This window comes from Pseudomonas sp. BF-B-15, assembly GCF_019946675.1.
Taxonomy (GTDB): Bacteria; Pseudomonadota; Gammaproteobacteria; order Pseudomonadales; family Pseudomonadaceae; genus Aquipseudomonas; species Aquipseudomonas migulae.
Map to the genome: position 1 here is coordinate 1 of NZ_JAGYFZ010000012.1, position 22,122 is coordinate 22,122.

Sequence of the window (22,122 nt, forward strand, 5' to 3'; positions counted from 1 at the left end):
GAACCTGCGCTCGGCCTCTCGAGGGGGCGCTCAGATCAAAAGCGGAAGGCGAGCTAACGCTCGGCCTGATGAGTGGTGAGAAGCAAAAGCAAACGCGATTCCCTGTAGGAGCGAGGCTCGCCCGCGAAAAACGACCGGACAACGCGTTCATTCAGACAGCCCGCGTTATCGTTGGCGTCCATCGCCAGCAAGCTGGCTCCTACAAGGGAAATGCACTTGCGTTTGGATAAATACGATCAACTGTAGGAGCCGGCTTGCCGGCGATGGCATCCGTCCAGTCAACAAATATGCTGGATGACCCACCGCTATCGCCAGCAAGCTGGCTCCTACAAGGGAAATGCACATGCGTTTGGATAAATACGATCAACTGTAGGAGCCGGCTTGCTGGCGATGGCATCCGTCCAGTCAACAAATATGCTGGATGACCCACTGCTATCGCCAGCAAGCTGGCTCCTACAAGGGAAATGCACTTGCGCTTGGATAAATACGATCAACTGTAGGAGCCGGCTTGCCGGCGATGGCATCCGTCCAGTCAACAAATATGCTGGATGACCCACCGCTATCGCCAGCAAGCCGGCTCCTACAGGGATCGGTGTGCGCTTTTGATCTTCACCACTCATCAGGCCGAGCGTTAGCTCGCCTTCAGCTTTTGATCTTGAGGTGCACGCCCCCTCGAGAGGCCGAGTGGAGGTTCTGCGCAGTGGGCAACCCGGCATGGATGCCGGGTTAGCCGCGCACGGCCAGGGATGGCCGATCGCGGCGGGCCCACGGAGCAGGACCGGAGCGAGGGCATGCCGAGCCTTAGCGAGGCACCGAACGAAAGGGGCAAAAGCGCTTTGGTTACTTTCGCGCTTTTCGAAAGTGACTCGCCGTAAGGGCGAAACCCATATCCGCCATCACCAAACCAATGGATATGTACACCAACCAAAACCCGTACAACCCAGAATCCCCCACAACCCCAGCATTAATTCGAAACAATCTCGTCGCTCTTAACCGGCTAAAGTAGTCAAAATGCCTCTTTTTTTGACCGCCATCCGAGTCGAGATCCCTCCATGCGAACCCATCTGCGTCTGGTCGCCCTGAGCGCCCTGTTCATTTCGTCCCTGGCCCAGGCCGCCGACCTCATCCCCATCGAGGTCCACCGCGACGCCAACTGCGGCTGCTGCAAAAAGTGGATCAGCCACCTGGAGGCCAATGGCTTCAAGGTCGAGGATCACGTCGAAGCCAACATGAGCGAATTCAAGCAACAGCACGGCGTGCCACCACGTCTCGCTTCCTGCCACGCCGGTTTGATCAATGGCAAATTCGTCGAAGGCCATGTCCCGGCCGATCAGGTGCTGGCCTTGACCAAGCGTGACGATCTATTGGGCGTGGCCGCGCCCGGCATGCCGATGGGTTCGCCCGGCATGGAAATGGACGGCATGAGCGACGCCTATCAGGTGATCGGCCTGAAAAAGGACGGCGCTGACGTGGTGGTGGCGGACTACCCCGCCGCCCATTGATGTCTGCGGCGTACATCGGGCTGTTTTTCGCCGCATTCGGTGCGGCGACCCTGCTGCCGTTGCAGTCCGAAGCGGTCCTGGTGGGGCTGTTGCTCAGCGAGCAGTACTGGCTCTGGTCGCTGCTGGCAATTGCGACGCTGGGCAATGTGCTCGGCTCGCTGCTGAACTGGTGGTTGGGTCACGGTATCGAGCGGTTTCGCGAGCGGCGCTGGTTTCCGGTCAGCCCACGCCATCTGGACAAGGCCCGCATTCATTATCAGCGCTACGGTCATTGGTCGTTGCTGTTGAGTTGGGTGCCTGTCATCGGTGATCCCCTGACGCTGGTCGCCGGCGTCATGCGCGAACCGCTGGGGCGCTTCCTGCTGATCGTGACGCTCGCCAAAGGCGCCCGTTACGGCGTGCTGGCCCTGGCGACTCTGGGCTGGATCGGTTGAACCATCACCCGCCGCGATTGCCTGTGCTTAATACCGCCCTAATCATGCCGATCCAGCATCGCCGATTTCCTCTGGAGTTCCCCATGCCCCTCGCACGCTCCCGCTGGCTTCCGAGCCTGCTGCTGACCGCCGCACTGCCGGCCATCGCGGCCGAAGGCCCGGAATATGGCCCCGAACTGCAAGGCTTCGAATACCCCTATACGCTCAAGCACTTCGCCTTTGAATCCCAGGGCCAGTCCCTGCAAATGGGCTACATGGACGTCGCCGCGCACGGCAAGGCCAACGGGCGCAGCATCGTGCTGATGCATGGCAAGAATTTCTGCGGCGCAACCTGGGACACGTCGATCAAGGCCTTGAGCGACGCCGGTTACCGGGTCATCGCGCCGGACCAGATCGGTTTCTGCACCTCCAGCAAACCGGACAATTATCAGTACAGCTTCCAGCAACTGGCGGCCAACACCCAACAACTGCTCAAAGCCCTCGGCATCCAGAAAGCCAGCCTGCTCGGGCATTCCACGGGCGGCATGCTCGCCACCCGCTATGCGCTGCAATATCCCGAGCAGGTCGAACAACTGGCGATGGTCAACCCAATCGGTCTTGAAGACTGGAAAGCCCTCGGCGTGCCGTATCGCACGGTGGATCAATGGTACGAGCGTGAGCTCAAGGTGACGGCGCAAGGCATTCACGACTATCAGCGCAACACTTATTACGACGGCCGCTGGAAACCCGAATTCGACCGCTGGGTAGACATGTACGCAGGCATGGCCAAAGGCCCGGGCAAAACCCGGGTGGCGTGGAACTCGGCACTGATTTACGACATGATCTTCACCCAGCCGGTGTACTACGAATTCAAGGACCTGAAGGTGCCGACGCTGTTGCTGATCGGCACTGCCGACTCCACGGCCATCAACAAGGACATCGCCTCACCCGAGGTCAAAGCGAAAATCGGTCACTACGACGTACTCGGCAAACAGGTGGCGAAACTGATTCCTCACTCGACGCTGGTTGAATTCCCCGGCATGGGCCACGCGCCGCAAATGGAAGAACCGGCAAAATTCCACCAGGCCCTGCTCGCCTGGCTGAACAATTCCAACCCCGTTCATTGATGAGGTAAGGCGGATGGCTGTGCAGATTGCGGTACTCGATGACTGGCAGGATGTGGCGCGGCAGGTGGTTGACTGGTCGGCGCTGGACGCCATCGGCCAGGTGAGTTTCATCCATGACTATCCGGCGGATAACGAAACGCTGGCAGCACGGCTGGCCGGGTTTGAAGTGATCTGCGTAATGCGCGAGCGCACTCGCTTCGATGAAGACCTGCTGCGTCGGCTACCGACCCTCAAACTGCTGGTCACCGGCGGCATGCGCAACGCTGCCCTCGACCTGAAAGCCGCTGCCGCGCTTGGCATTCAGGTCAGCGGCACCGACAGTTACAAACACGCCGCGCCGGAACTGACCTGGGCGCTGATCATGGCCGCCACCCGCAACCTGGTCGTGGAAGCCAACGCCCTGCGTGCAGGTAAATGGCAACAAGGCCTGGGGGGTGACCTGCACGGCAAGACCCTGGCGATTCTCGGTTTGGGCAGCATTGGCCAGCGAGTCGCCCAGTTCGGCCAGGTGTTCGGCATGCGGGTGATCGCCTGGAGCGAAAACCTCACAGCCGAACGCGCCGCCGAAGTGGGCGTGACCTACGTCAGCAAGCAGGCGTTGTTCGAACAGGCCGACGTGTTGTCGGTGCATCTGGTGCTCAGCGACCGCAGTCGCGGCTTGGTCGACGCGCAAGCGCTGGACTGGATGAAACCCACCGCACTGTTGGTCAACACGGCTCGCGGGCCGATTGTCGATGAGGCGGCGCTGATCAAGGCGTTGCAAAAACGACGGCTGGCCGGTGCGGCACTGGACGTGTTCGAGCAGGAACCCTTGCCCGCTCATCATCCGTTCAGGACGCTGGAGAATGTGCTGGCGACGCCGCATGTCGGGTACGTCAGCCAGCAGAACTACCATCAGTTCTTTTCGCAAATGATCGAGGACATTCAGGCCTGGTCAGCTGGAGAGCCGATCCGGTTGCTCAGCTGAGACCCGGTCATCGTTCATCGCCGGCCAGCCGGCGATGAACGCACCACAAATCTAACTGGCCTTCATCGCGATAAGCGCCGCCGTCACATAAAGCACCGTCACCACATCCTTGCCCCGCAATTCGGGCTCAGCGGCGATCAGCACGCGAATTTGCCCATCCACCTTCGCCCTTCCTGCGCTGATAAAGCCGCGACAAAACGGGTGGACACCCAGATCGACCACGAACCTGTGTGCGCGTGCCTCGAAAAGACCGCCCGAAAGAAATGAATAATTGTTCACCCTGCGGTGTTCATGACAGCGAAGACTCATCATTTCGGCCTGCGGGATAACACCTTGCGTGCATGTTGCCGGGGCGTGGTTGAACTGAAACGAATAAGCCAGTGGAGATCATCCATGAATACCCGTCTTACTGTTTTTACCGTTCAGCTACTGCTCGCCTTTGCGTTGTCCGCTACCCTTGCATTGGCCAATGGTGAAGATGACGCACCGGCCAGGCCCAACTGCCCAAAAGGCCAGGTCTTCGACTCCAGGTCGCAAAAATGCGTGAGGCAGACCAGCGGCGAGGTGTCCGATGCCGACCGCACCGATTACGCCTATCGGCTGGCAAAGGACGGTCGCTACGAGGAAGCCCTGGCACTGCTCGACACACTGAAAGAACCCGACACCGCCAAGGCGCTCAACTATCGCGGCTACGCTACGCGTAAACTGGGGCGCACCGACGAGGGCATCGGTTACTACCTGCAATCGGTCAAACTCGACCCGCAGTACGCGCAAGTCCGCGAGTACCTCGGCGAGGCTTATGTGATCAAGGGTCGGCTGGATCTCGCCCAGGAGCAGTTGCAGCAGATAAAATCGATCTGCGGCAGCACCTGCGAGGAGTACCAGGACCTGGCTGAAGCCATTAACGATTCATCGAAAACCTGACAGGACGGAGGTCGCCATCGCCAGCGATCAGGCAATACGGGCAGAGCTGGGCCAGCACCTGGCGCGCTTATGGCGCTACGGCCTGCTACTGTCCCGGCAGCGGCATGTCGCCGAAGACCTGGTGCAGGCCACCTGCGTGCGTGCGCTGGAGTGTGCCGGGCAATTTGTCCCCGGCAGCCGCCTGGACCGCTGGCTGCTGAGCATTCTGCATTCGATCTGGCTCAACGAAGTGCGTTCGCGCCGAGTGCGTCAGGGCCAGGGGCTGGTGGATGCCGACAACGCCTTGTCGTTCGACGGTGAATACGCCGCGCAAACTCACGTGCTCGCCACGCAGGTGATTCGGCGCGTCGATGCGCTACCTGAAGCGCAACGCGAAACGGTATTTCTGGCCTACGTGGAGGGCCTGTCCTATCGCGAAGTCGCCGAAGTCCTGGACGTGCCCATCGGCACGGTCATGAGCCGCCTGGCCGCGGCGCGGGCGAAACTGGCCGAGTACCCGCCCTTGCACGCGGTGTCGAACCCTTCCACAGGAGAACGTCGATGAACGATCACACGATGCCTACGGACGAGCAACTGGTGGCCTACCTCGACGACCAACTCGATAGCGATCAGCGCAGCCGCATCGACGCAGTCATCGCCGAAGACTCGATGCTCAACCTGCGCCTTCAATGGCTGGCCCGCAGCAGCCTGCCGTTCAAGGCCGCCTACGACGAACTGGCGCAACAGGCGCCCGTGGACCGCCTGCAAGCGATGCTCGACACCTTGCCCTCGCCTGCCCGGCCCGCGATAAATCGGCGCAGGTTCCTCGCGGCGGCAGCCGGCCTGGTGTTGAGCGGCGTGCTCGCGGACCGGTTGTTCCTTGGCTGGCAGGCGAGCCAGCACAAATCCAGCTGGCGAGGGCTGGTGGCGGACTACATGTCGATGTACGTGCCGCAAACCCTGGAACACTTGCCCAGCGACGAAGCCACTCAGCGCGCGCAATTGCACACCATCGACGCACGCCTGGGGCTGCGCCTTTTGCCGGCTCAACTGAGCCTGCCACGCGTTGAGCTCAAACGCGCACAAATCCTCGAATACGACGGCATGCCCATCGCCCAGATTACGTATCTGGACCCGGCGCACGGCCCCATGGCGTTGTGCGTCACCCGCTCAAACAGTGGCAGTCGCCACTTCGCCCACGAGCGTCGGCACGGAATGAACGTGGTGTATTGGGCGGACATGGAACATGCGTGGATGCTGATCGGGCACAACCCGGCGTCGGAGCTGGAGGAGATGGCGAAGGTGTTGCGCAGTCGGCTAAGCGCGTGACCTGTAGGAGCCGGCTTGCTGGCGATGGGGCCATCAGACATTGCGTTGAATTCAAGGACGCCATCGCCGGCAAGCCGGCTCCTACACAGGTTTTTCGGCGGTCATCAGGCCGGGATCGGTAACCACAAACGGAACCGTGCGCCGCCCAGCGGAGACGGTTCGACGGTGAGCGTACCGCCCTGTGCCTCCAGCGCCCGCCGACTGATCGCCAATCCCAGGCCAAAGCCGCCAGTCGCCCGATCGCGACTGCGATCCAGTCGATAAAACGGCTCGAAAATCCGCTCGCGTTCGTCATCGGGAATGCCGATCCCATCGTCATCGACCCAGATTTCACACCCCTTGGCACAGACCTGAACCCCGATCTGAATACGCTTCTCGCAATAGCGCATCGCGTTGCGCAGCAGGTTCTGAATCGCCCGGGCAGTCAGCCGAGGATCGAGTGTGAAACGTTCGAGCTGGCCGTGAAGCAGCACGTCGATCACGATTTCAGGGGATTCCAGCTCCTCATCGACACTGCCCAGAATGCTGTCGATGAACTCATCCAGCGACACTTCCACCTGTTCCGGTAGCCGGGCCGGATTTTGCAAGCGGCTATAGGACAGCAGCTCCAGCACCAACTCATCCAGTTCACGAATGTGCGCGACCAGCCCTTGCAGGCGCTCCCGACTGGCAGCCGGCAAATCGTCGGACAGTGCCAGCGCGAGGCCAAAATCCAGGCGGGTCAGCGGTGTGCGCAACTCGTGAGAAACCGCGTTGAGCAAATCCCGCTGCTGGTTCAGCAGGTTTTCGATATCGCCGGCCATGGTGTCGAAAACGTTGGCCAGGCTGCCGATGTTGGAGTGGGTGGGGATCTGGGTGCGCTCGCTCAAATGCCCCTTGCCGAAGCGTTCAGCCGTGCCTTTGAGCCGCTCCAGGTCGCGCCAGTGCGGGCGCAGCCACAGCAACAGGCACGCGAGCATGGTCGCGCCGATCAGCACGTTGATGCTCCAGTACAGCAAATTCACGTCCAGCGGGTCCGGCGGCACGACCATTTGCACGACGGTTTGCGAGTTCAACGGTGCCACCGCCAGCGTGCGCCAGCCCCAGTCGCCGATGCGCACGACATTCTCGCCACGCTGCAAACGTTTCTGTTCCGCCAGGGTCAGGCCGTCATCGTCATTGCGGCTGAGGACGATGTGCAGCGGGTTGAATTCCTTGTCCATCTTCGCCGCCAACGCTGGCCACTGCGTTTCGGGCACGGCGTGAAACTGCTTGACGATCAGCGACTGCAACCCGCGCGAGTAATCGAGGTTGTAGGTGACAAAGCGCTCCTGGAAGACCTTGATCACCACGTCAGGTACCAGGTAGATCGCCGCGCTGTACGAAATGATCGTCACCAGGTACAGGCGAAAGAGGATTCTGAACATCGCCTCAGCATTCCCACTCGGAACGGCTGAACAGGTAACCCTTGCCCCACACGGTCTTGATCTTGCGCGCCTCGCCGGCGTGGTCGTCGAATTTGCGTCGCAGTTTGGAAATCGCCACGTCCACCGAGCGGTCGGTGCCGTTGAATTCGATGCCGCGCAGGCGTTGCAGAATCTGGTCGCGGCTCAACACTTCGCCGGCATGCCGGGCCAGCACCACCAGCAAGTTGTATTCGCCGCTGGACAGCTCGACCAGTTGTTCACGCCAGGTCACGGTGCGTTCGGACAGGTCGATGCACAAATTGCCCATGAGGATGCGGTCATTGGCCGTCTGCGGTTCGCTGAGGCTGCTGCGGCGCAACAGTGTACGAACGCGGGCCAGCAACACGCGGGGTTCGCAGGGTTTGGTGACGTAGTCATCGGCGCCCATTTCCAGGCCCAGCACCTGATCGTGGCTGTCGTCACGGGCAGTGAGCATCAGGATCGGCAGCGTGGCCGAATCCGCGCGCAACAAGCGACAGACTTGCAGGCCGTCGAGCCCCGGCAACATCAGGTCGAGGATCACCAGGTCCGGCGGATTGACCCGCGCGCGCTCACGCACGTGGTCGCCGCGGCTGATCACGCTGACGGAGTAGCCGTTGCGTTCCAGGTAGCTGGAAATCAACTCGGAGAGCGCGGTGTCGTCTTCGACCAGGAGGATGTTGGGCATGGGTGTTTCCAGAGAGTGCAGTGGCGGCTGTTATGCCGCCATCGCTAGCAGGCTAGCTCCCACAGGGGTTCAGTGGTGTTCACAATGTTTGTGTCCACATGAGATCCCTTGTGGGAGCTAGCCTGCTAGCGATGACTGCCTGACAGGCGCAATAAATTTCAAGCCGTGAAGGATATACGCCCTCACCCGTGCCTGAGCAAAACCATTACACAATTTCACACAGCACCAACAAAGCTTCACCGCTACCCTCGTCGCCTCCCCGTAGGATGCGGGAGTTCATTATTGGGGTATTTACATGTCGAAGAACCTGCTTGCCAAGCTCAGCCTGCTAGCCCTGGCGTTGTCGCTGAGCGCGTGTGACAAATCCACGAACGCTGAAGAGCAGGCGCCGTTGGCCACCGTGCGCATCGAGACCATCAAACCCCGGCCCCTGTCGATCACCAGCGAACTGAGCGGACGGATCGCCGCGCCACGGATTGCCGAAGTGCGCGCCCGGGTCGCCGGCGTGGTGTTGCAACGCGCCTTCCACGAAGGCAGCGACGTGAAAAAAGGCGACGTACTGTTCCGCATCGATCCGGCACCGTTCAAGGCTGACCTGGACAGCGCCGAAGCCTCGCTGCGCAAGGCCGAGGCCAACGCCTTCCAGGCCAGGCTGCAAGAACAGCGCTACGCCCAGTTGATCGAAGGCAATGCCATCAGCGGCCAGGATTACGACAACGCCCGGGCCGCCGTACGGCAAACCGCCGCTGAAGTCGCGGCCAATAAAGCCGCCGTGGATCGAGCGAAACTGAATCTCGGGTACGCCACCGTCACCGCCCCCATTTCCGGGCGCATCGGCCGCGCACTGGTCACCGAAGGCGCTTTGGTCGGGCAGAACGAAACCACGCCGTTGGCATTGATCCAGCAGTTGAACCCGATTCATGCCGACCTCACCCAGTCGACCCGCGAACTCAACGACCTGCGCCGCGCCTTCCGTTCCGGCCAGTTGCAAGAAGTGGGTCAGGGTCAGGCCAAGGCCACGCTGATTCAGGATGACGGCAGCCTTTATCCTCTGCCGGGCAAGCTGCTGTTCACCGACATCACCGTCGACCCGGGCACCGGCCAGATCATCCTGCGCAGCGAGTTTCCCAACCCCGACCTCGACTTGCTGCCGGGCAGCTTCGTGCGGGTGCGCCTGGAACAAGCGGTGAACCAGCAAGGCATCAGCGTGCCGCAACGCGCCATTCAACGCGACAGCGCGGGTGTTGCGCAGGTGCTGGTGCTCGATGCGGAACTGCGCGTCGGCCAGCAAACCGTAGAGCTGGGCGCCGTGCAAAACGATCGCTGGATCGTCACCGCAGGCCTCAAGTCTGGCGACCGCATCGTCATCGAAGGCCTGCAACACGCCAAGCCCGGCGAGAAAGTGCAGATCGACGACTCCCCTCTTCCACTTGCCCAGGTTTCTGGTCAGTAAGCAGGACGCTTTTCTATGCCGCAGTTCTTTATCGACCGCCCGGTGTTCGCCTGGGTGGTTGCCCTGTTCATCCTGCTGGCCGGTGCCCTGTCCATTCCGCAATTGCCGGTGGCGCAGTACCCCGATGTCGCGCCGCCGCAGATCGAAATCTACGCCGTGTACCCGGGCGCCTCGGCGCAAACCGTGGACGAAAGCGTGGTTAGCCTGATCGAGGAAGAGCTCAACGGCGCCGATCACCTGTTGTATTTCGAATCGCAAAGCAGCCTCGGCAGCGCCACGATCAAGGCGACTTTTCAACCGGGCACCAACCCGGAAATGGCCCAGGTCGATGTGCAAAACCGCCTGAAAGTCATCGAGTCGCGCCTGCCGCAAGCGGTCAACCAGCAAGGTTTGCAGGTGGAGAAAGTCTCCGCCGGTTTCCTGTTGCTGATCACCCTGACGTCTACTGACGGCAAGCTCGACGACGTGGCGCTCAGCGATTACCTGGCGCGCAACGTGATGAACGAGATCAAGCGCCTGGACGGTGTCGGCAAGGCCCAGCTGTACGGCGCCGAGCGGGCGATGCGGATCTGGATCGACCCGCAGAAACTGATCGGTTTCAACCTGACACCGGCCGACGTCAACGCGGCCATCGTTGCGCAGAACGCCCAGGTTTCGGCCGGCAGCATCGGCGACCTGCCGACCCGCACCACCCAGGAAATCACCGCAACCGTTCTGGTCAAAGGCCAGCTGTCGACCCCGGAAGAATTCGCCGACATCGTGCTCAAGGCCAATCCGGACGGTTCTACCGTGCGCATCGGTGATGTGGCGCGGGTCGAAATCGGCAGCCAGGAATATCAGTTTGGCACGCGTCTGAACGGCAAGCCGTCCACCGCCGTCGGCGTGCAATTGTCGCCCGGCGCGAACGCCCTCAGCACTGCGACGCTGGTGCGGGCGAAGATGGATGAACTGGCGCGCTACTTCCCGGCCAATGTGGAATACAAGATCCCGTACGACACCTCGCCTTTCGTCAAAGTCTCGATCACCAAAGTGGTTTACACCCTGATCGAAGCGATGGTGCTGGTGTTCGCGGTGATGTTCCTGTTCCTGCAAAACTTCCGCTACACGCTGATTCCGACCCTCGTGGTGCCAGTGGCGCTGATGGGCACCTTTGCGACCATGCTCGCGCTGGGGTTCTCGATCAACGTACTGACCATGTTCGGCATGGTGCTGGCCATCGGCATTCTGGTGGACGACGCCATCGTGGTGGTGGAAAACGTCGAACGGATCATGGCCACCGAAGGCCTGTCGCCCAAAGAGGCGACGCGCAAAGCGATGAAGCAGATCACCGGGGCGATCATCGGCATCACTCTGGTGCTGGTCGCCGTGTTTATTCCAATGGCGTTCATGCAGGGCTCGGTCGGAGTGATCTACCGGCAATTCTCGCTGTCGATGGCCACCTCGATTCTGTTTTCGGCCTTCCTCGCCCTGACCTTGACCCCGGCGCTCTGCGCAACGCTGCTCAAGCCGATTGCCAAGGGCGAGCATCACGCCAAGGGCGGCTTCTTCGGCTGGTTCAACCGACGCTTCGAACAACTGACCGAGCGCTATCAGGGCTGGGTCGCTTATGCGCTGAAACGCAGCGGTCGTTACCTGCTGATCTACGGCGTGCTGCTGGTCGGTCTGGGGCTGTGCTTCAGTCGTCTGCCCTCTTCGTTCCTGCCGGTGGAGGATCAGGGTTACACCATCACCGACATTCAACTGCCACCCGGCGCGAGCAAAAATCGCACGGTGCAGGTGGTCGAGCAGATCGAAGCGCACAACGCCACCGAACCGGGTGTCGGCGACAGCACGGTGATTCTGGGTTTCAGCTTCTCCGGCAGCGGGCAAAACGCGGCGCTGGCGTTTACCACGTTGAAAGACTGGTCGGATCGCGGCAGCGACGACTCGGCGAGTTCGATTGCCGACCGCGCCAACATCGCGCTGAGCCAGATCAAGGACGCCATGGCGTTCTCGGTCCTGCCGCCGCCGGTGGACGGCCTCGGCACCTCCAGCGGTTTCGAGTTCCGCTTGCAGGACCGTGGCGGCCTCGGCCATGCCACGCTGATGCAGGCGCGTACCGCGTTGCTGGCAGCCGCCGAGAAAAGTCCGATCCTGATGAACGTGCGCGAAAGCGCGCTGGCCGAAGCGCCGCAAGTGCAACTGATCGTCGACCGTAAACAGGCGAATGCGCTGGGGGTTTCGTTTACCGACATCGGCAGCGTGCTGTCCACCGCAGTCGGTTCGGCTTACATCAACGATTTCCCCAATCAGGGGCGGATGCAGCGGGTGGTGGTTCAGGCTGAAGGCGATCAACGCAGTCAGGTCGCCGACCTGCTGAAGATCCACGTGCGCAACAGCAGCGGGAAAATGGTGCCGCTGTCCGCCTTCGTCCAGGCCAAATGGACTCAGGGCCCGGCGCAGTTGACCCGTTACAACGGCTATCCGGCAATTAGTATTTCCGGTGAACCGACGCCAGGCCACAGCACCGGTGAAGCCATGGCGGAAATCGAGCGACTGGTCGCGCAAGGGCCAGCGGGCCTGGGCCAGGAATGGACCGGGTTATCGCTGCAGGAACGGCTGTCCGGCAGCCAGGCGCCGATCCTGCTCGGGTTGTCGCTGTTGATCGTGTTCCTGTGCCTGGCGGCGTTGTATGAGAGCTGGTCGATTCCGACTTCGGTGCTGCTTGTGGTGCCGCTCGGTGTACTCGGCGCGGTGTTGGCCGTGACCTTGCGCGGGATGCCCAACGACGTGTTCTTCAAGGTCGGGCTGATCACCATCATCGGCCTGTCGGCGAAGAACGCGATCCTGATCATCGAGTTTGCCAAGAGCCTGTACGACGAAGGCCACGACCTGATCGACGCCACCCTGCAAGCCGCGCGCCTGCGCCTGCGGCCAATCGTCATGACGTCCCTGGCGTTCATCCTCGGCGTCGTGCCGCTGGCGATCGCCACTGGCGCGAGCTCGGCAAGCCAGCAAGCCATCGGCACCGGGGTGATTGGCGGGATGATCACCGCGACACTGGCGGTGGTGTTTGTGCCGGTGTTTTTTGTGGTGGTGATGAAACTGGTGCGCAAACGCCACAAAAACATCTAACCGCACACATCCCCCTTGTAGGAGCGAGGCTTGCCCGCGAAGGCGGTGTGTCAGTCGAGTGAAGTATTGACTGTTACACCGTCTTCGCGGGCAAGCCTCGCTCCTACAAGGATCGTCGTTGGTCAGAGGGGGCCACGCTGGGCTAAGGTGTTTGCAATACCCCAACCCATCGAGCCTCCATGCCCTTCCTCGCCCGCACCCACCCTCGCCTGTCCGCCGCTGCGACCCTCGGTGTTGCGGTGGGCATTCTGGCTCCGGCCGATTCGATCATCAGCAAAATCCTCTTCGGCTGGAACGCCGGGGTCTGGTCGTATCTGGTGCTGATGCTCTGGCTCGCCGCCCGCGCCAAAGCGCCGGATGTGAAACGCATTGCCGAAGTCGAAGACGAGAACGCCGGGCTGGTGCTGCTCGTGGTGTGCATCGCCGCCATCGCCAGCCTGGCGACCATCACCTTCGAACTGGCCGGCAGCAATGACCTCGAAACCACCCGCAAACTGTTGCATTACGGGTTTACCGCGCTGACCGTCATCGGTTCATGGCTGTTGATCGGGGTGATTTTCAGCGTGCATTACGCCCGCCTGTTCTACACCTGGGCCGGCAAAGACCCGGCTTTGCGCTTCGCTGAAGGGCTGACCACCCCCAATTATTGGGACTTCCTGTATTTCTCGTTCACCATCAGTGCAGCCGTGCAGACCTCCGATGTCGGCGTGGCCACTCGGGAATTGCGCAAGATTGTGCTCGCGCAGTCGCTGATCGGTTTTCTGTTCAACACCGCGATTCTCGGGTTCTCGATCAACATCGCTGCGGGCCTGTTCAACTGAGCCGTGCACAAACGTTCTAGGCATCGCCCTCGCCACGGGCGTTAAATAACCCGGCAATCCGTCTCGCAGGTGCAGCATGACCACTCACAACTGGATCGACCTGGCCCAGGACGCCGACACCGGCATCGAGACGCTGCGCGCGCATTTCGAGGGCCACGCCTACGATCCACACTGGCATGACAGCTATCTGGTGGGCGTCACCGAGCAAGGGGTGCAGCAATTCAACTGCCGGCGGGCCCGGCACCAGAGCACGCCGGGCAAGGTGTTTTTGCTCGAACCGGGTGACATCCATGACGGCGAAGCACCGACGGCAGACGGTTTCACCTACCGCATGCTGTACCTCGACCCGCAGTGGTTGAAACGCGAACTCAGTGCCGTGTTCGACAACGCGCCGGACAACAGTCAATTGAGCTTCGCCAATACCCTGGCCACCGACGTGCGCCTGGCCCACGCCACCAGCCTGGCGTTTCAGGCGCTGCACAACGGCGAGCTGAAAATCGTCCGCCAGACTGCCCTCGACGGTTTGCTCGAACGCCTCACCACTCACCTGCACTGGCGTGCCCGTTATGGCGAAGACCCGCGATTGCCGTTGGTGGCGCAGAAGGCTCGGGAATATCTGCACGCCCATGCCCACGAGGACATCGGCCTCGACCAACTGGCCGCCGCAACGGGCGTCGATCGCTTTCGCCTGACCCGCGCCTTCAAGGCTGCTTACGGCATCGCCCCGCACGCCTATCTGGTGCAATTGCGCCTGGCCACGGCCCGCAGAATGCTGGCCCGAGGCGAACAACCGGCCACGGTGGCCATGGCGTTGGGGTTCGCCGATCAGAGTCATCTGGGCCGTTGGTTCGTGCGGGCCTACGGCCTGACGCCCGCGTTGTATCGCAAGCGCTGCTCAAATCTTCCAGACAGTTGACCGTGGGATTGTGAAGATCGACTTCAAAGATCTTCACCGGAGTTTGCCCGCGATGCTGTCCACTTTCCCGACGTTACTGCCCTTCCTGTTGTTTGCGTTCGTGGCGTCGATCACGCCCGGCCCGACCAACATTCTGGTGTTGAGCAACAGTGCCCGATACGGCTTGGTGGCCGCCGTGCCGATCATCTTCGGCGCCTGTGCCAGCGCCGCGACAATTGTGTTGTTGGTCGGCAGTGGTGCCGGGGCGTCGCTGACCGCTTGGCCCTTCGTGCAAACCGCGATGCAGTGGATCGGCGTGGCCTGGCTGAGTTACCTCGCCTGGCAGATTTTCAACGCCCCGGCAGAGGCCGTCACCAACCAAGATGCCGACGCCCGGCTCGGTCTTTTGGGCGCTGCCGGCCTGCAACTGATCAACCCGAAAACCTGGATGATGGCGCTGGCGGTTGTCAGTGTATTTGCCGGGGCCGGCGAACAGCGCCTGGCCCATGTGATGGTGTTGTCGCTGGCGTTCTTTCTGATTTCCCTGCCCTGCCTTGGGGTCTGGGCATTGCTCGGCGCGGGCTCCACGCGCTGGTTGCGTTCACCTCGTTCAATGCAACGCTTCAATCGCTGCATGGCCCTGTTGCTGTTGGGATCGGCCTGGTTGAGTCTTTGGGCCTGAATCCCATTCGTCGGCCATTGTCGGACAATCGACGATGCGGGGCTTGACGGCGTATTTGCTTTTGGTGTCTTCTGAAACCGGTTTCAGTGCGATCTCAAACGCACGGACCTTATAACTCCAATAAGAAGGTTTCAGACCGTGAACGATTTCTCCGCCGCCCAGCGCAGCCGCGTGACCATGCTTGATGTCGCCGAACATGCCAAGGTCTCCAAGGCCAGCGTGTCGCGGTTCATCGGCGAGGATCGCGCCTTGCTGTCCGATGCGATTGCATTGCGCATCGAACAGTCGATTGCCGAACTGGGCTATCGCCCGAACCAGATGGCTCGCGGTCTGAAACGTGGACGAACCCGCCTGATCGGCATGCTGGTCGCCGACATCCGCAACCCTTATTCGATTGCCGTGATGCACGGGGTGGAAACCGCCTGCCGTCAACACGGCTACAGCCTGGTGGTGTGCAACACCGACCGCGATGACGAGCAGGAATGCCAGCACCTGGCCCTGCTCCGCTCGTACAACATCGAAGGGCTGATCGTTAACACCCTCGGCCACCACCGCGACGAATTGCAGGAACTGCATCGAGAGATGCCGCTGGTGCTGGTGGACCGCAAGGTCGAGCACCTCGAAAGTGACATGGTCGGGCTGGACAATCCGGCAGCGGTCGAGATCGCCATCGCCCACCTTGAAGAACGCGGATACCGCGATGTGCTGCTGGTCACCGAACCGTTTGACGGCACCAGTTCACGGATCGAACGAGTCAGCAGTTTCAAGGCACAGATTGCCCGGCGTTCGGCGCTGCGCGGAACGATGATCGAAACCGGCAGTGACCTCACCGCAAACCTCAAGACTTTTCTCGATACACCCGGCCCCGGCCCGAAGGCGCTGTTCTGCGCGAACGGGATTGCGGCGCTGGCCGCGACCCATGCGTTGCGCGAATTGCAGTGCACGTTGTTCGAGGATGTCGGCTTGATCGCCCTCGATGATCTGGATTGGTACCCGCTGGTGGGCAGCGGCATCACCGCCCTCGCCCAACCGACGACCGAGATGGGTGCGAGTGCGTTTGAATGCTTGCTCAAGCGTTTGCGCGGGGATGACGGGCCGGTGCGGACGATGGATTTTTCGGCGCGGTTGATTGTGCGTGGGTCGACCCTGGGAAATTCTCGGTGAATGTTTCGGCCCCTTCGCGGGCAAGCCTCGCTCCTACAGAGGCTCGCGATACCTCTGTAGGAGCGAGGCTTGCCCGCGAAGGGGCCCAAAAGATCACCACAAAACCTCATCCTTTTTTTTGAACAAAAATGAAACCGGTTTCAGAGGTCCATGACAATGCATAAACCACCCGTTTCCATCAGCCTCTCCAGCTACGGCGCCGACCTCGTCCGCCAGCGCGGTCAAGGCAGTTTCATCGATATCCTCGCCGCTGCGGGCGCCAGCCACATCGAATGGCGCGAAGAACTGCTGACCGTTGAAGACCCCACCCAACTGGCCGATGCCACCCGGGCGCAAGGCCTCGAAAGCGTGTATTCCTCGCCGATGGAATTGTGGCTGGCCGGCCAGTCGAAACCCAATCCGCAACTGATCACCGCCCTGCAACGCGCCCAGGCCTTCGGCGCCAATTGGCTGAAGGTGTCCCTCGGTTACTTCACCGACACCAGCGACCTGCAAACCCTCGCCCGGATCCTGGGCAAAAGCGCCGTGCAACTGCTGGTGGAAAACGATCAGACCCTGCACGGCGGTCGCATCGAACCGTTCCAGCGTTTTTTCGCAGCGGTCGAGCAACACAATCTGCCGATCAACATGACCTTCGACATCGGCAACTGGCACTGGCAGGACCAGTCCGCCAGCAGCGCCGCGCGCCTGCTCGGGCGCCACGTTGGCTACGTGCACTGCAAAGCCGTGTCACGCCGGGCCGATGGCAAACTGGTCGCCATGCCGCCTGCTGCCAGCGACCTGCATTCGTGGGAACAACTGCTGCGGCACATGGCCCAAGGCGTGATGCGGGCCGCGGAATATCCGCTGCAAGGCGACGACCTGGTGCGGCTCACCACCGAGCATGTCGCCGCCCTCGCCCACTTGGGGCAAGCACGCCTGGAGAGCGCTCATGTCTGAGATCGATATCCTGTCGTTCGGCGAAACCATGGCGATGTTTGTCGCCGATCAAAATGGCGACCTCGCCAACGTCGACCACTTTCACAAACGCATTGCCGGGGCCGACAGCAACGTCGCCATCGGTTTATCGCGACTGGGGTTCAAGGTGACGTGGCTGAGCCGGGTCGGTGACGACTCTCTGGGCCGCTTCGTAATCGACACCTTGAAAAAGGAAGGTCTGGATTGCAGTAACGTTGCCCTCGATGCCGCACACCCGACCGGGTTTCAGCTCAAGTCGCGCACCGACGATGGCGACGATCCCAGGGTCGAATACTTTCGGCGCGGCTCGGCGGCGAGTCATCTGTCGCCGAAGTCGATCATCCCCGAACTGCTCAAGGCGCGGCACTTGCACGCCACCGGCATTCCTCCGGCGCTGTCCGAAACGGCGCGACAGATGTCTTTCGAACTGATGACGCGCATGCGCGAAGCCGGGCGCAGCGTGTCCTTCGACCCGAACCTGCGCCCGAGCCTGTGGGCCAGCACGCAACAGATGATCAGCGAAATCAACCGCCTCGCCGCCCTCGCCGACTGGGTGCTGCCGGGTTTGAGTGAAGGTCGTTTGCTGACCGGCTATGAAGACCCGGCTGACATCGCCGCGTTTTACCTCGACCAGGGCGCCGAAGCGGTGGCGATCAAGCTCGGCCCGCACGGCGCGTATTACCGCACGCATCTGGATGACGGTTTCGTGGCGGGCGTGCCCGTGGAAACGGTGGTCGACACGGTCGGTGCCGGTGACGGGTTTGCCGTCGGCATGATCAGCGCGCTGCTGGAAAACCACAGCGTTGCCGACGCCGTGAAACGCGCCAACTGGATTGGCAGCCGTGCGGTGCAGAGTCGCGGGGATATGGAGGGGTTGCCGACCCGATCCGAGATGTCCATCGAATTCGAGGCCGCTATCGCCAGCAGGCTGGCTCCCACAGGGGATTTGTGTCGCCTATAGATCCAGTGTGGGAGCTAGCCTGCTAGCGATGAGGCCCGCTCAATCACCGAAGATTTAAACCCGTTACCTGCTGCGACAAAAACAACAAGCTCAGGAGCACCACTCATGAAAACCGCAACGCTCGCCACCCGCCGCTGGTGGTACATCATGCCCATCGTGTTCATCACCTACAGCCTGGCGTACCTGGACCGCGCCAACTATGGCTTCGCCGCCGCCTCCGGGATGGCTGCCGACCTGATGATCACGCCAGGCCTGTCGTCGATGCTCGGCGCACTGTTCTTCCTCGGCTACTTTTTCTTCCAGGTGCCGGGCGCGATCTACGCGCAAAAACACAGTGTGAAGAAGCTGATTTTCGTCAGCCTGATTCTCTGGGGCAGCCTGGCAACGCTCACCGGGATCGTCTCCAACGCCTACTGGCTGATCGTCATTCGCTTCATGCTCGGCGTGGTCGAAGCGGCGGTGATGCCGGCGATGCTGATCTACCTGTGCCACTGGTTCACCCGTGCCGAACGCTCGCGGGCCAATACTTTCCTGATCCTCGGCAACCCGGTGACCATGCTCTGGATGTCGGTGGTGTCGGGCTATCTGGTGCAGCATTACAGCTGGCGCTGGATGTTTATCATCGAAGGTTTGCCGGCAGTGCTCTGGGCGTTTATCTGGTGGCGCCTGGCGGATGATCGTCCAGCCCAGGCCAAGTGGCTCAGCGACGCCGAAAAGCACGATCTGGAAAGCGCCCTCGCCGCCGAACAGGTGGGCATCAAGGCAGTGAAGAACTACGCCGAAGCCTTCCGCTCGCCGAAAGTGATCATCCTGGCCCTGCAATTTTTCTGCTGGAGCATCGGCGTCTACGGCTTCGTGCTGTGGCTGCCGTCGATCCTCAAGGCCGGCGCGCAAATGGACATGGTCGAAGCCGGCTGGCTGTCGGCGCTGCCGTATCTGGCGGCGGTGATCGGCATGCTGCTGGTGTCCTGGGGCTCGGACAAACTGCAAAAGCGCAAACGCTTTGTCTGGCCGCCGCTGCTGATCGCCTCGATTGCGTTCTACGGATCGTACGCGCTGGGCGCCGAACATTTCTGGTGGTCGTACACCCTGCTGGTGATTGCCGGGGCCTGCATGTACGCGCCTTACGGACCGTTCTTCGCGATCATCCCGGAAATCCTCCCGGCCAACGTCGCCGGTGGCGCCATGGCGTTGATCAACAGCATGGGCGCGCTCGGCTCGTTTGGCGGCTCTTATCTGGTCGGTTACCTGAACAGCTCCACCGGTTCGCCGGGCGCGTCTTACCTGCTGATGAGCGGCGCGCTGATGTTTTCGGTGGTGCTGACGATTCTCCTCAAGCCCGGCGCCAGCGACCGGGAACGTCCTGCGGTTGCGCAAACACGCCCGACCGCCGCCCATCCTTGAATTGATGCAGAGATGAATACGATGAAAAAGCAGGTCGTGCTGTACAAGAAACTCTCACCGTTGCTGATGGCTCGCCTGCATGAGCAGACCGACGTGACGCTGATCGACAACCTCGACGCCGATGGCCTGGCGCAACTGCGCGAGGCCCTGCCCCGCGCTCACGGGTTGCTCGGTGCCAGTCTGAAACTGGACACGGGCCTGCTGGACCTGGCGCCGAATCTGCGCGCCATCGCCAGCGTTTCGGTGGGCGTCGACAACTACGACATCGACTACCTGACCGAGCGGCGAATCCTGCTCAGCAACACCCCGGACGTGCTCACCGAAACCACCGCCGACACCGGTTTTGCGCTGATCCTCGCGACGGCACGGCGCGTGGTGGAACTGGCGAACATGGTTCGTGCCGGCCAGTGGAACCGCAACATCGGCCCCGTGCATTTCGGCAGCGATGTGCACGGTAAAACCCTGGGCATCATTGGCATGGGGCGGATCGGCGAAGCGTTGGCCCAACGCGGGCATTTCGGTTTCGGCATGCCGGTGATCTATCACAGCCACTCGCCGAAACCGGCGGTGGAACAGCGCTTCAATGCGCAATACCGCAGCCTGCCGGAGCTGTTGCAGCAGGCCGATTTCGTTTGCCTGACATTGCCGCTGACAGTGGAAACCGAGGGGCTGATCGGTGCTGAACAGTTTGCGCTGATGCGTCCAGAGACGATCTTCATCAACATTTCACGGGGCAAAGTGGTGGACGAAACGGCGCTGATCGAAGCGTTGCGTTCCGGGCAGATTCGCGCAGCGGGGCTGGATGTGTTCGAACGCGAACCGCTGAACCCGGACTCGCCGCTGTTGCAACTGAACAACGTGGTGGCGACGCCGCACATTGGCTCGGCGACCCATGAAACGCGCGAAGCGATGGCGACGTGTGCGGTGGACAATCTGCTGGCAGCGTTGGCGGGTGAGCGGCCGAAGAATCTGGTGAATACGCGGGCGTGGAAGGATTAAGAGATTCGGCGCCTGCAAGTCAGTCTTCGCGGGCAAGCCTCGCTCCTACGGGATTACGCAGCACCTGTAGGAGCGAGGCTTGCCCGCGAAGGGGCCGGCATTGCCAACACAAATCTGTCAGGCCCGGCGCGCTTCCAAAAGATCCGCCGCACACAACGCAATCCGCCGACACGCATCCGCCAGTTTCCGTTGATCCACCACCAACCCGATCCGGATGTGCCCCGCCGCGCTCGGCCCGAACGCTTCACCGGCCAGCACCGAAACGCCATAGCCCTCCAGCAGGCGCTCGGCGAAGTGCTGAGCAGACAACCCGGTCTGGCGCACATCAACCATCACAAACATCCCGCCATCCGGCCGAACCGCCCGCACCCCCGGGCACGCACTCAGGCTCGCGCACACCAGGTCACGGCGTTGACGGTATTCTTCGCGCATCATCGCCACTTCCGGCAGATCACCCTCCAGCGCAACTTGCGCCGCCTTCTGCACAAAGTCCGGAATGCCGAACAGCATGCACAACGACAGATGTTCCAGATGGTCAATCAAGGGTTTGGGCCCGATCACCCAACCGACCCGCCAGCCGCTCATGGCGTGGGATTTGGACAGGCTGTTGAGCGTCGCGGTGCGCTCGGCCATGCCCGGCAGGCTGGCCGGGCTGATGTGCTCGCCCTCGTACAACAGATCGCTGTAAACCTCGTCACTGATCAGCCACAGGTTGTGCCGAATGCACAGCGATGCCAGTTCCTGCCAGATCTTCAGCGACAGACTGGCACCGGAAGGGTTGTTCGGACTGTTGAGCAAAAGCGCGCGGGTTTTCGGCGTGATCAGCGCCGCGACATCCGCCGGATCAACGCGAAAGCCGTTCTCCGGACGCACCGCCACCGGCACCGCTTTCGCCCCGCAGGCACCGAACACGCCTTCATAAGTCACGTACATCGGTTCGGCGACGATCACTTCATCGCCCGGATCGAGCAGGCATTGCACGACCGAATACACCCCGCACTGGGCGCCGGGCGTCACAATCACCTGATCAGCATCGACCTCCTGACCGCTGCAACGCCGGTGACGGCTGACGATGCTGTCGCGTAGCCCGCGACTGCCGCGCACTTGCGAGTAATGCGTGTCGCCAGCCAACAGGCTGTCAATGCATGCCTGGACGATGGGACGCGGCGTATCGAAGTCCGGATCGCCCACCGACAACAGCAACACATCGACGCCCTGCTCTCGTAATTCCAATGCTCGGTAATGAATCTGCCAGGCCGCAGCGCCGTCTCCGGCAATTCGTTGGGTCAAGGCTGAATAGCGCATGTATTTCTCCAATC

General features: G+C 61.6%; 22 protein-coding genes. 18 read left to right on the forward strand and 4 right to left on the reverse strand.

All coding sequences use genetic code 11. The features are described from left to right. From KGA97_RS05930 to KGA97_RS05950, 5 genes are all read left to right on the forward strand, one after another. Positions 1-230: hypothetical protein (locus KGA97_RS05930; protein WP_223480374.1), on the forward strand; the 230-nt coding region annotated here is incomplete at its 5' end. Between the two features lie 822 nt (positions 231-1,052). Beyond that, positions 1,053-1,502: a DUF411 domain-containing protein gene (locus KGA97_RS05935; RefSeq protein ID WP_223480375.1), complete on the forward strand. Its 450-nt coding sequence runs from the start codon at positions 1,053-1,055 to the stop codon at positions 1,500-1,502. Beyond that, positions 1,502-1,936: a YqaA family protein gene (locus tag KGA97_RS05940; protein ID WP_223480376.1), complete on the forward strand. Its 435-nt coding sequence runs from the start codon at positions 1,502-1,504 to the stop codon at positions 1,934-1,936. Before KGA97_RS05935 ends, KGA97_RS05940 begins: the two co-directional genes overlap by 1 nt. Positions 1,937-2,019: 83 nt before the next feature. Then, positions 2,020-3,042: an alpha/beta fold hydrolase gene (locus KGA97_RS05945; protein WP_192229989.1), complete on the forward strand. Its 1,023-nt coding sequence runs from the start codon at positions 2,020-2,022 to the stop codon at positions 3,040-3,042. Between the two features lie 13 nt (positions 3,043-3,055). Further along, positions 3,056-4,009: a D-2-hydroxyacid dehydrogenase family protein gene (locus KGA97_RS05950; RefSeq protein ID WP_008036836.1), complete on the forward strand. Its 954-nt coding sequence runs from the start codon at positions 3,056-3,058 to the stop codon at positions 4,007-4,009. A 51-nt stretch (positions 4,010-4,060) separates the two neighbouring features. Here KGA97_RS05950 and KGA97_RS05955 read toward each other — a convergent pair whose 3' ends face one another. Then, complete coding sequence (locus KGA97_RS05955; protein ID WP_223480377.1) at positions 4,061-4,288, reverse strand: hypothetical protein; 228 nt, start codon at positions 4,286-4,288, stop codon at positions 4,061-4,063. Positions 4,289-4,402: 114 nt separating this feature from the next. Here KGA97_RS05955 and KGA97_RS05960 point away from each other — a divergent pair, with 114 nt between their 5' ends. Genes KGA97_RS05960 through KGA97_RS05970 form a run of 3 tightly spaced genes read left to right on the forward strand, consistent with a single transcriptional unit; the run spans position 4,403 to position 6,241 of the window. Next, complete coding sequence (locus KGA97_RS05960; RefSeq protein WP_223480378.1) at positions 4,403-4,933, forward strand: tetratricopeptide repeat protein; 531 nt, start codon at positions 4,403-4,405, stop codon at positions 4,931-4,933. Positions 4,934-4,979: 46 nt separating this feature from the next. After that, positions 4,980-5,477, forward strand: coding sequence for an RNA polymerase sigma factor (locus tag KGA97_RS05965; RefSeq protein WP_202949142.1), 498 nt, complete (start codon positions 4,980-4,982; stop codon positions 5,475-5,477). Continuing rightward, positions 5,474-6,241 carry an anti-sigma factor family protein gene (locus KGA97_RS05970; protein ID WP_008036838.1) on the forward strand — a complete coding sequence of 256 codons (768 nt, stop codon included), beginning with the start codon at positions 5,474-5,476 and terminating at the stop codon, positions 6,239-6,241. Before KGA97_RS05965 ends, KGA97_RS05970 begins: the two co-directional genes overlap by 4 nt. A gap of 104 nt (positions 6,242-6,345) precedes the next feature. Here KGA97_RS05970 and KGA97_RS05975 read toward each other — a convergent pair whose 3' ends face one another. Together KGA97_RS05975 and KGA97_RS05980 are read right to left on the reverse strand one after the other, a co-directional pair. Next, positions 6,346-7,647 (reverse strand): ATP-binding protein, encoded by a 1,302-nt coding sequence (locus KGA97_RS05975; RefSeq protein WP_223480379.1) that lies wholly within the window; start codon positions 7,645-7,647, stop codon positions 6,346-6,348. Between the two features lie 4 nt (positions 7,648-7,651). After that, positions 7,652-8,353, reverse strand: a complete 702-nt coding sequence (locus KGA97_RS05980) for a response regulator transcription factor (protein WP_008031130.1) — start codon at positions 8,351-8,353, stop codon at positions 7,652-7,654. 295 nt (positions 8,354-8,648) lie between these two features. Between KGA97_RS05980 and KGA97_RS05985 the strand changes: the two genes are divergently transcribed. From KGA97_RS05985 to KGA97_RS06030, 10 genes are all read left to right on the forward strand, one after another. Next, positions 8,649-9,806 carry an efflux RND transporter periplasmic adaptor subunit gene (locus KGA97_RS05985; protein WP_223449940.1) on the forward strand — a complete coding sequence of 386 codons (1,158 nt, stop codon included), beginning with the start codon at positions 8,649-8,651 and terminating at the stop codon, positions 9,804-9,806. Between the two features lie 15 nt (positions 9,807-9,821). Then, positions 9,822-12,920, forward strand: a complete 3,099-nt coding sequence (locus KGA97_RS05990; protein ID WP_223480380.1) for an efflux RND transporter permease subunit — start codon at positions 9,822-9,824, stop codon at positions 12,918-12,920. Positions 12,921-13,099: 179 nt separating this feature from the next. Then, a complete protein-coding gene (locus KGA97_RS05995; RefSeq protein ID WP_223480381.1) occupies positions 13,100-13,741 on the forward strand; it encodes a DUF1345 domain-containing protein in 642 nt (213 codons plus the stop codon). A gap of 76 nt (positions 13,742-13,817) precedes the next feature. Beyond that, entirely contained in the window at positions 13,818-14,657 is an 840-nt protein-coding gene (locus tag KGA97_RS06000; protein WP_223480382.1) for an AraC family transcriptional regulator, read from the forward strand. Positions 14,658-14,709: 52 nt separating this feature from the next. Next, positions 14,710-15,318 carry a LysE family translocator gene (locus tag KGA97_RS06005; RefSeq protein WP_223435826.1) on the forward strand — a complete coding sequence of 203 codons (609 nt, stop codon included), beginning with the start codon at positions 14,710-14,712 and terminating at the stop codon, positions 15,316-15,318. Between the two features lie 138 nt (positions 15,319-15,456). Continuing rightward, complete coding sequence (locus KGA97_RS06010; RefSeq protein WP_310650436.1) at positions 15,457-16,482, forward strand: LacI family DNA-binding transcriptional regulator; 1,026 nt, start codon at positions 15,457-15,459, stop codon at positions 16,480-16,482. A 156-nt stretch (positions 16,483-16,638) separates the two neighbouring features. After that, positions 16,639-17,421 (forward strand): sugar phosphate isomerase/epimerase family protein, encoded by a 783-nt coding sequence (locus KGA97_RS06015; RefSeq protein ID WP_223480383.1) that lies wholly within the window; start codon positions 16,639-16,641, stop codon positions 17,419-17,421. After that, positions 17,414-18,400 (forward strand): sugar kinase, encoded by a 987-nt coding sequence (locus tag KGA97_RS06020; protein WP_223480384.1) that lies wholly within the window; start codon positions 17,414-17,416, stop codon positions 18,398-18,400. The genes KGA97_RS06015 and KGA97_RS06020 overlap by 8 nt, the downstream gene beginning before the upstream one ends. A 105-nt stretch (positions 18,401-18,505) precedes the next feature. Further along, entirely contained in the window at positions 18,506-19,804 is a 1,299-nt protein-coding gene (locus tag KGA97_RS06025) for an MFS transporter (protein WP_008036856.1), read from the forward strand. Positions 19,805-19,825: 21 nt separating this feature from the next. Further along, a complete protein-coding gene (locus KGA97_RS06030; RefSeq protein WP_223480420.1) occupies positions 19,826-20,803 on the forward strand; it encodes an NAD(P)-dependent oxidoreductase in 978 nt (325 codons plus the stop codon). A gap of 117 nt (positions 20,804-20,920) precedes the next feature. Here KGA97_RS06030 and KGA97_RS06035 read toward each other — a convergent pair whose 3' ends face one another. After that, positions 20,921-22,108, reverse strand: a complete 1,188-nt coding sequence (locus KGA97_RS06035) for a pyridoxal phosphate-dependent aminotransferase (protein ID WP_223480385.1) — start codon at positions 22,106-22,108, stop codon at positions 20,921-20,923. Positions 22,109-22,122: the final 14 nt, after the last annotated feature.

Excerpts from the sequence above, each read along its gene's own strand:
- KGA97_RS06020 (WP_223480384.1), top strand. The coding sequence starts at position 17,414 with ATGTCTGAGATCGATATCCTGTCGTTCGGCGAAACCATGGCGATGTTT.
- KGA97_RS05960 (WP_223480378.1), top strand. The coding sequence starts at position 4,403 with ATGAATACCCGTCTTACTGTTTTTACCGTTCAGCTACTGCTCGCCTTT.
- KGA97_RS05990 (WP_223480380.1), top strand. The coding sequence starts at position 9,822 with ATGCCGCAGTTCTTTATCGACCGCCCGGTGTTCGCCTGGGTGGTTGCC.
- KGA97_RS06035 (WP_223480385.1), bottom strand. The coding sequence starts at position 22,108 with ATGCGCTATTCAGCCTTGACCCAACGAATTGCCGGAGACGGCGCTGCG.
- KGA97_RS06015 (WP_223480383.1), top strand. The coding sequence starts at position 16,639 with ATGCATAAACCACCCGTTTCCATCAGCCTCTCCAGCTACGGCGCCGAC.
- KGA97_RS06005 (WP_223435826.1), top strand. The coding sequence starts at position 14,710 with ATGCTGTCCACTTTCCCGACGTTACTGCCCTTCCTGTTGTTTGCGTTC.
- KGA97_RS05940 (WP_223480376.1), top strand. The coding sequence starts at position 1,502 with ATGTCTGCGGCGTACATCGGGCTGTTTTTCGCCGCATTCGGTGCGGCG.
- KGA97_RS06025 (WP_008036856.1), top strand. The coding sequence starts at position 18,506 with ATGAAAACCGCAACGCTCGCCACCCGCCGCTGGTGGTACATCATGCCC.
- KGA97_RS05945 (WP_192229989.1), top strand. The coding sequence starts at position 2,020 with ATGCCCCTCGCACGCTCCCGCTGGCTTCCGAGCCTGCTGCTGACCGCC.
- KGA97_RS06000 (WP_223480382.1), top strand. The coding sequence starts at position 13,818 with ATGACCACTCACAACTGGATCGACCTGGCCCAGGACGCCGACACCGGC.
- KGA97_RS05995 (WP_223480381.1), top strand. The coding sequence starts at position 13,100 with ATGCCCTTCCTCGCCCGCACCCACCCTCGCCTGTCCGCCGCTGCGACC.
- KGA97_RS05985 (WP_223449940.1), top strand. The coding sequence starts at position 8,649 with ATGTCGAAGAACCTGCTTGCCAAGCTCAGCCTGCTAGCCCTGGCGTTG.
- KGA97_RS05935 (WP_223480375.1), top strand. The coding sequence starts at position 1,053 with ATGCGAACCCATCTGCGTCTGGTCGCCCTGAGCGCCCTGTTCATTTCG.
- KGA97_RS05950 (WP_008036836.1), top strand. The coding sequence starts at position 3,056 with ATGGCTGTGCAGATTGCGGTACTCGATGACTGGCAGGATGTGGCGCGG.
- KGA97_RS05980 (WP_008031130.1), bottom strand. The coding sequence starts at position 8,353 with ATGCCCAACATCCTCCTGGTCGAAGACGACACCGCGCTCTCCGAGTTG.
- KGA97_RS05970 (WP_008036838.1), top strand. The coding sequence starts at position 5,474 with ATGAACGATCACACGATGCCTACGGACGAGCAACTGGTGGCCTACCTC.
- KGA97_RS06030 (WP_223480420.1), top strand. The coding sequence starts at position 19,826 with ATGAAAAAGCAGGTCGTGCTGTACAAGAAACTCTCACCGTTGCTGATG.
- KGA97_RS05975 (WP_223480379.1), bottom strand. The coding sequence starts at position 7,647 with ATGTTCAGAATCCTCTTTCGCCTGTACCTGGTGACGATCATTTCGTAC.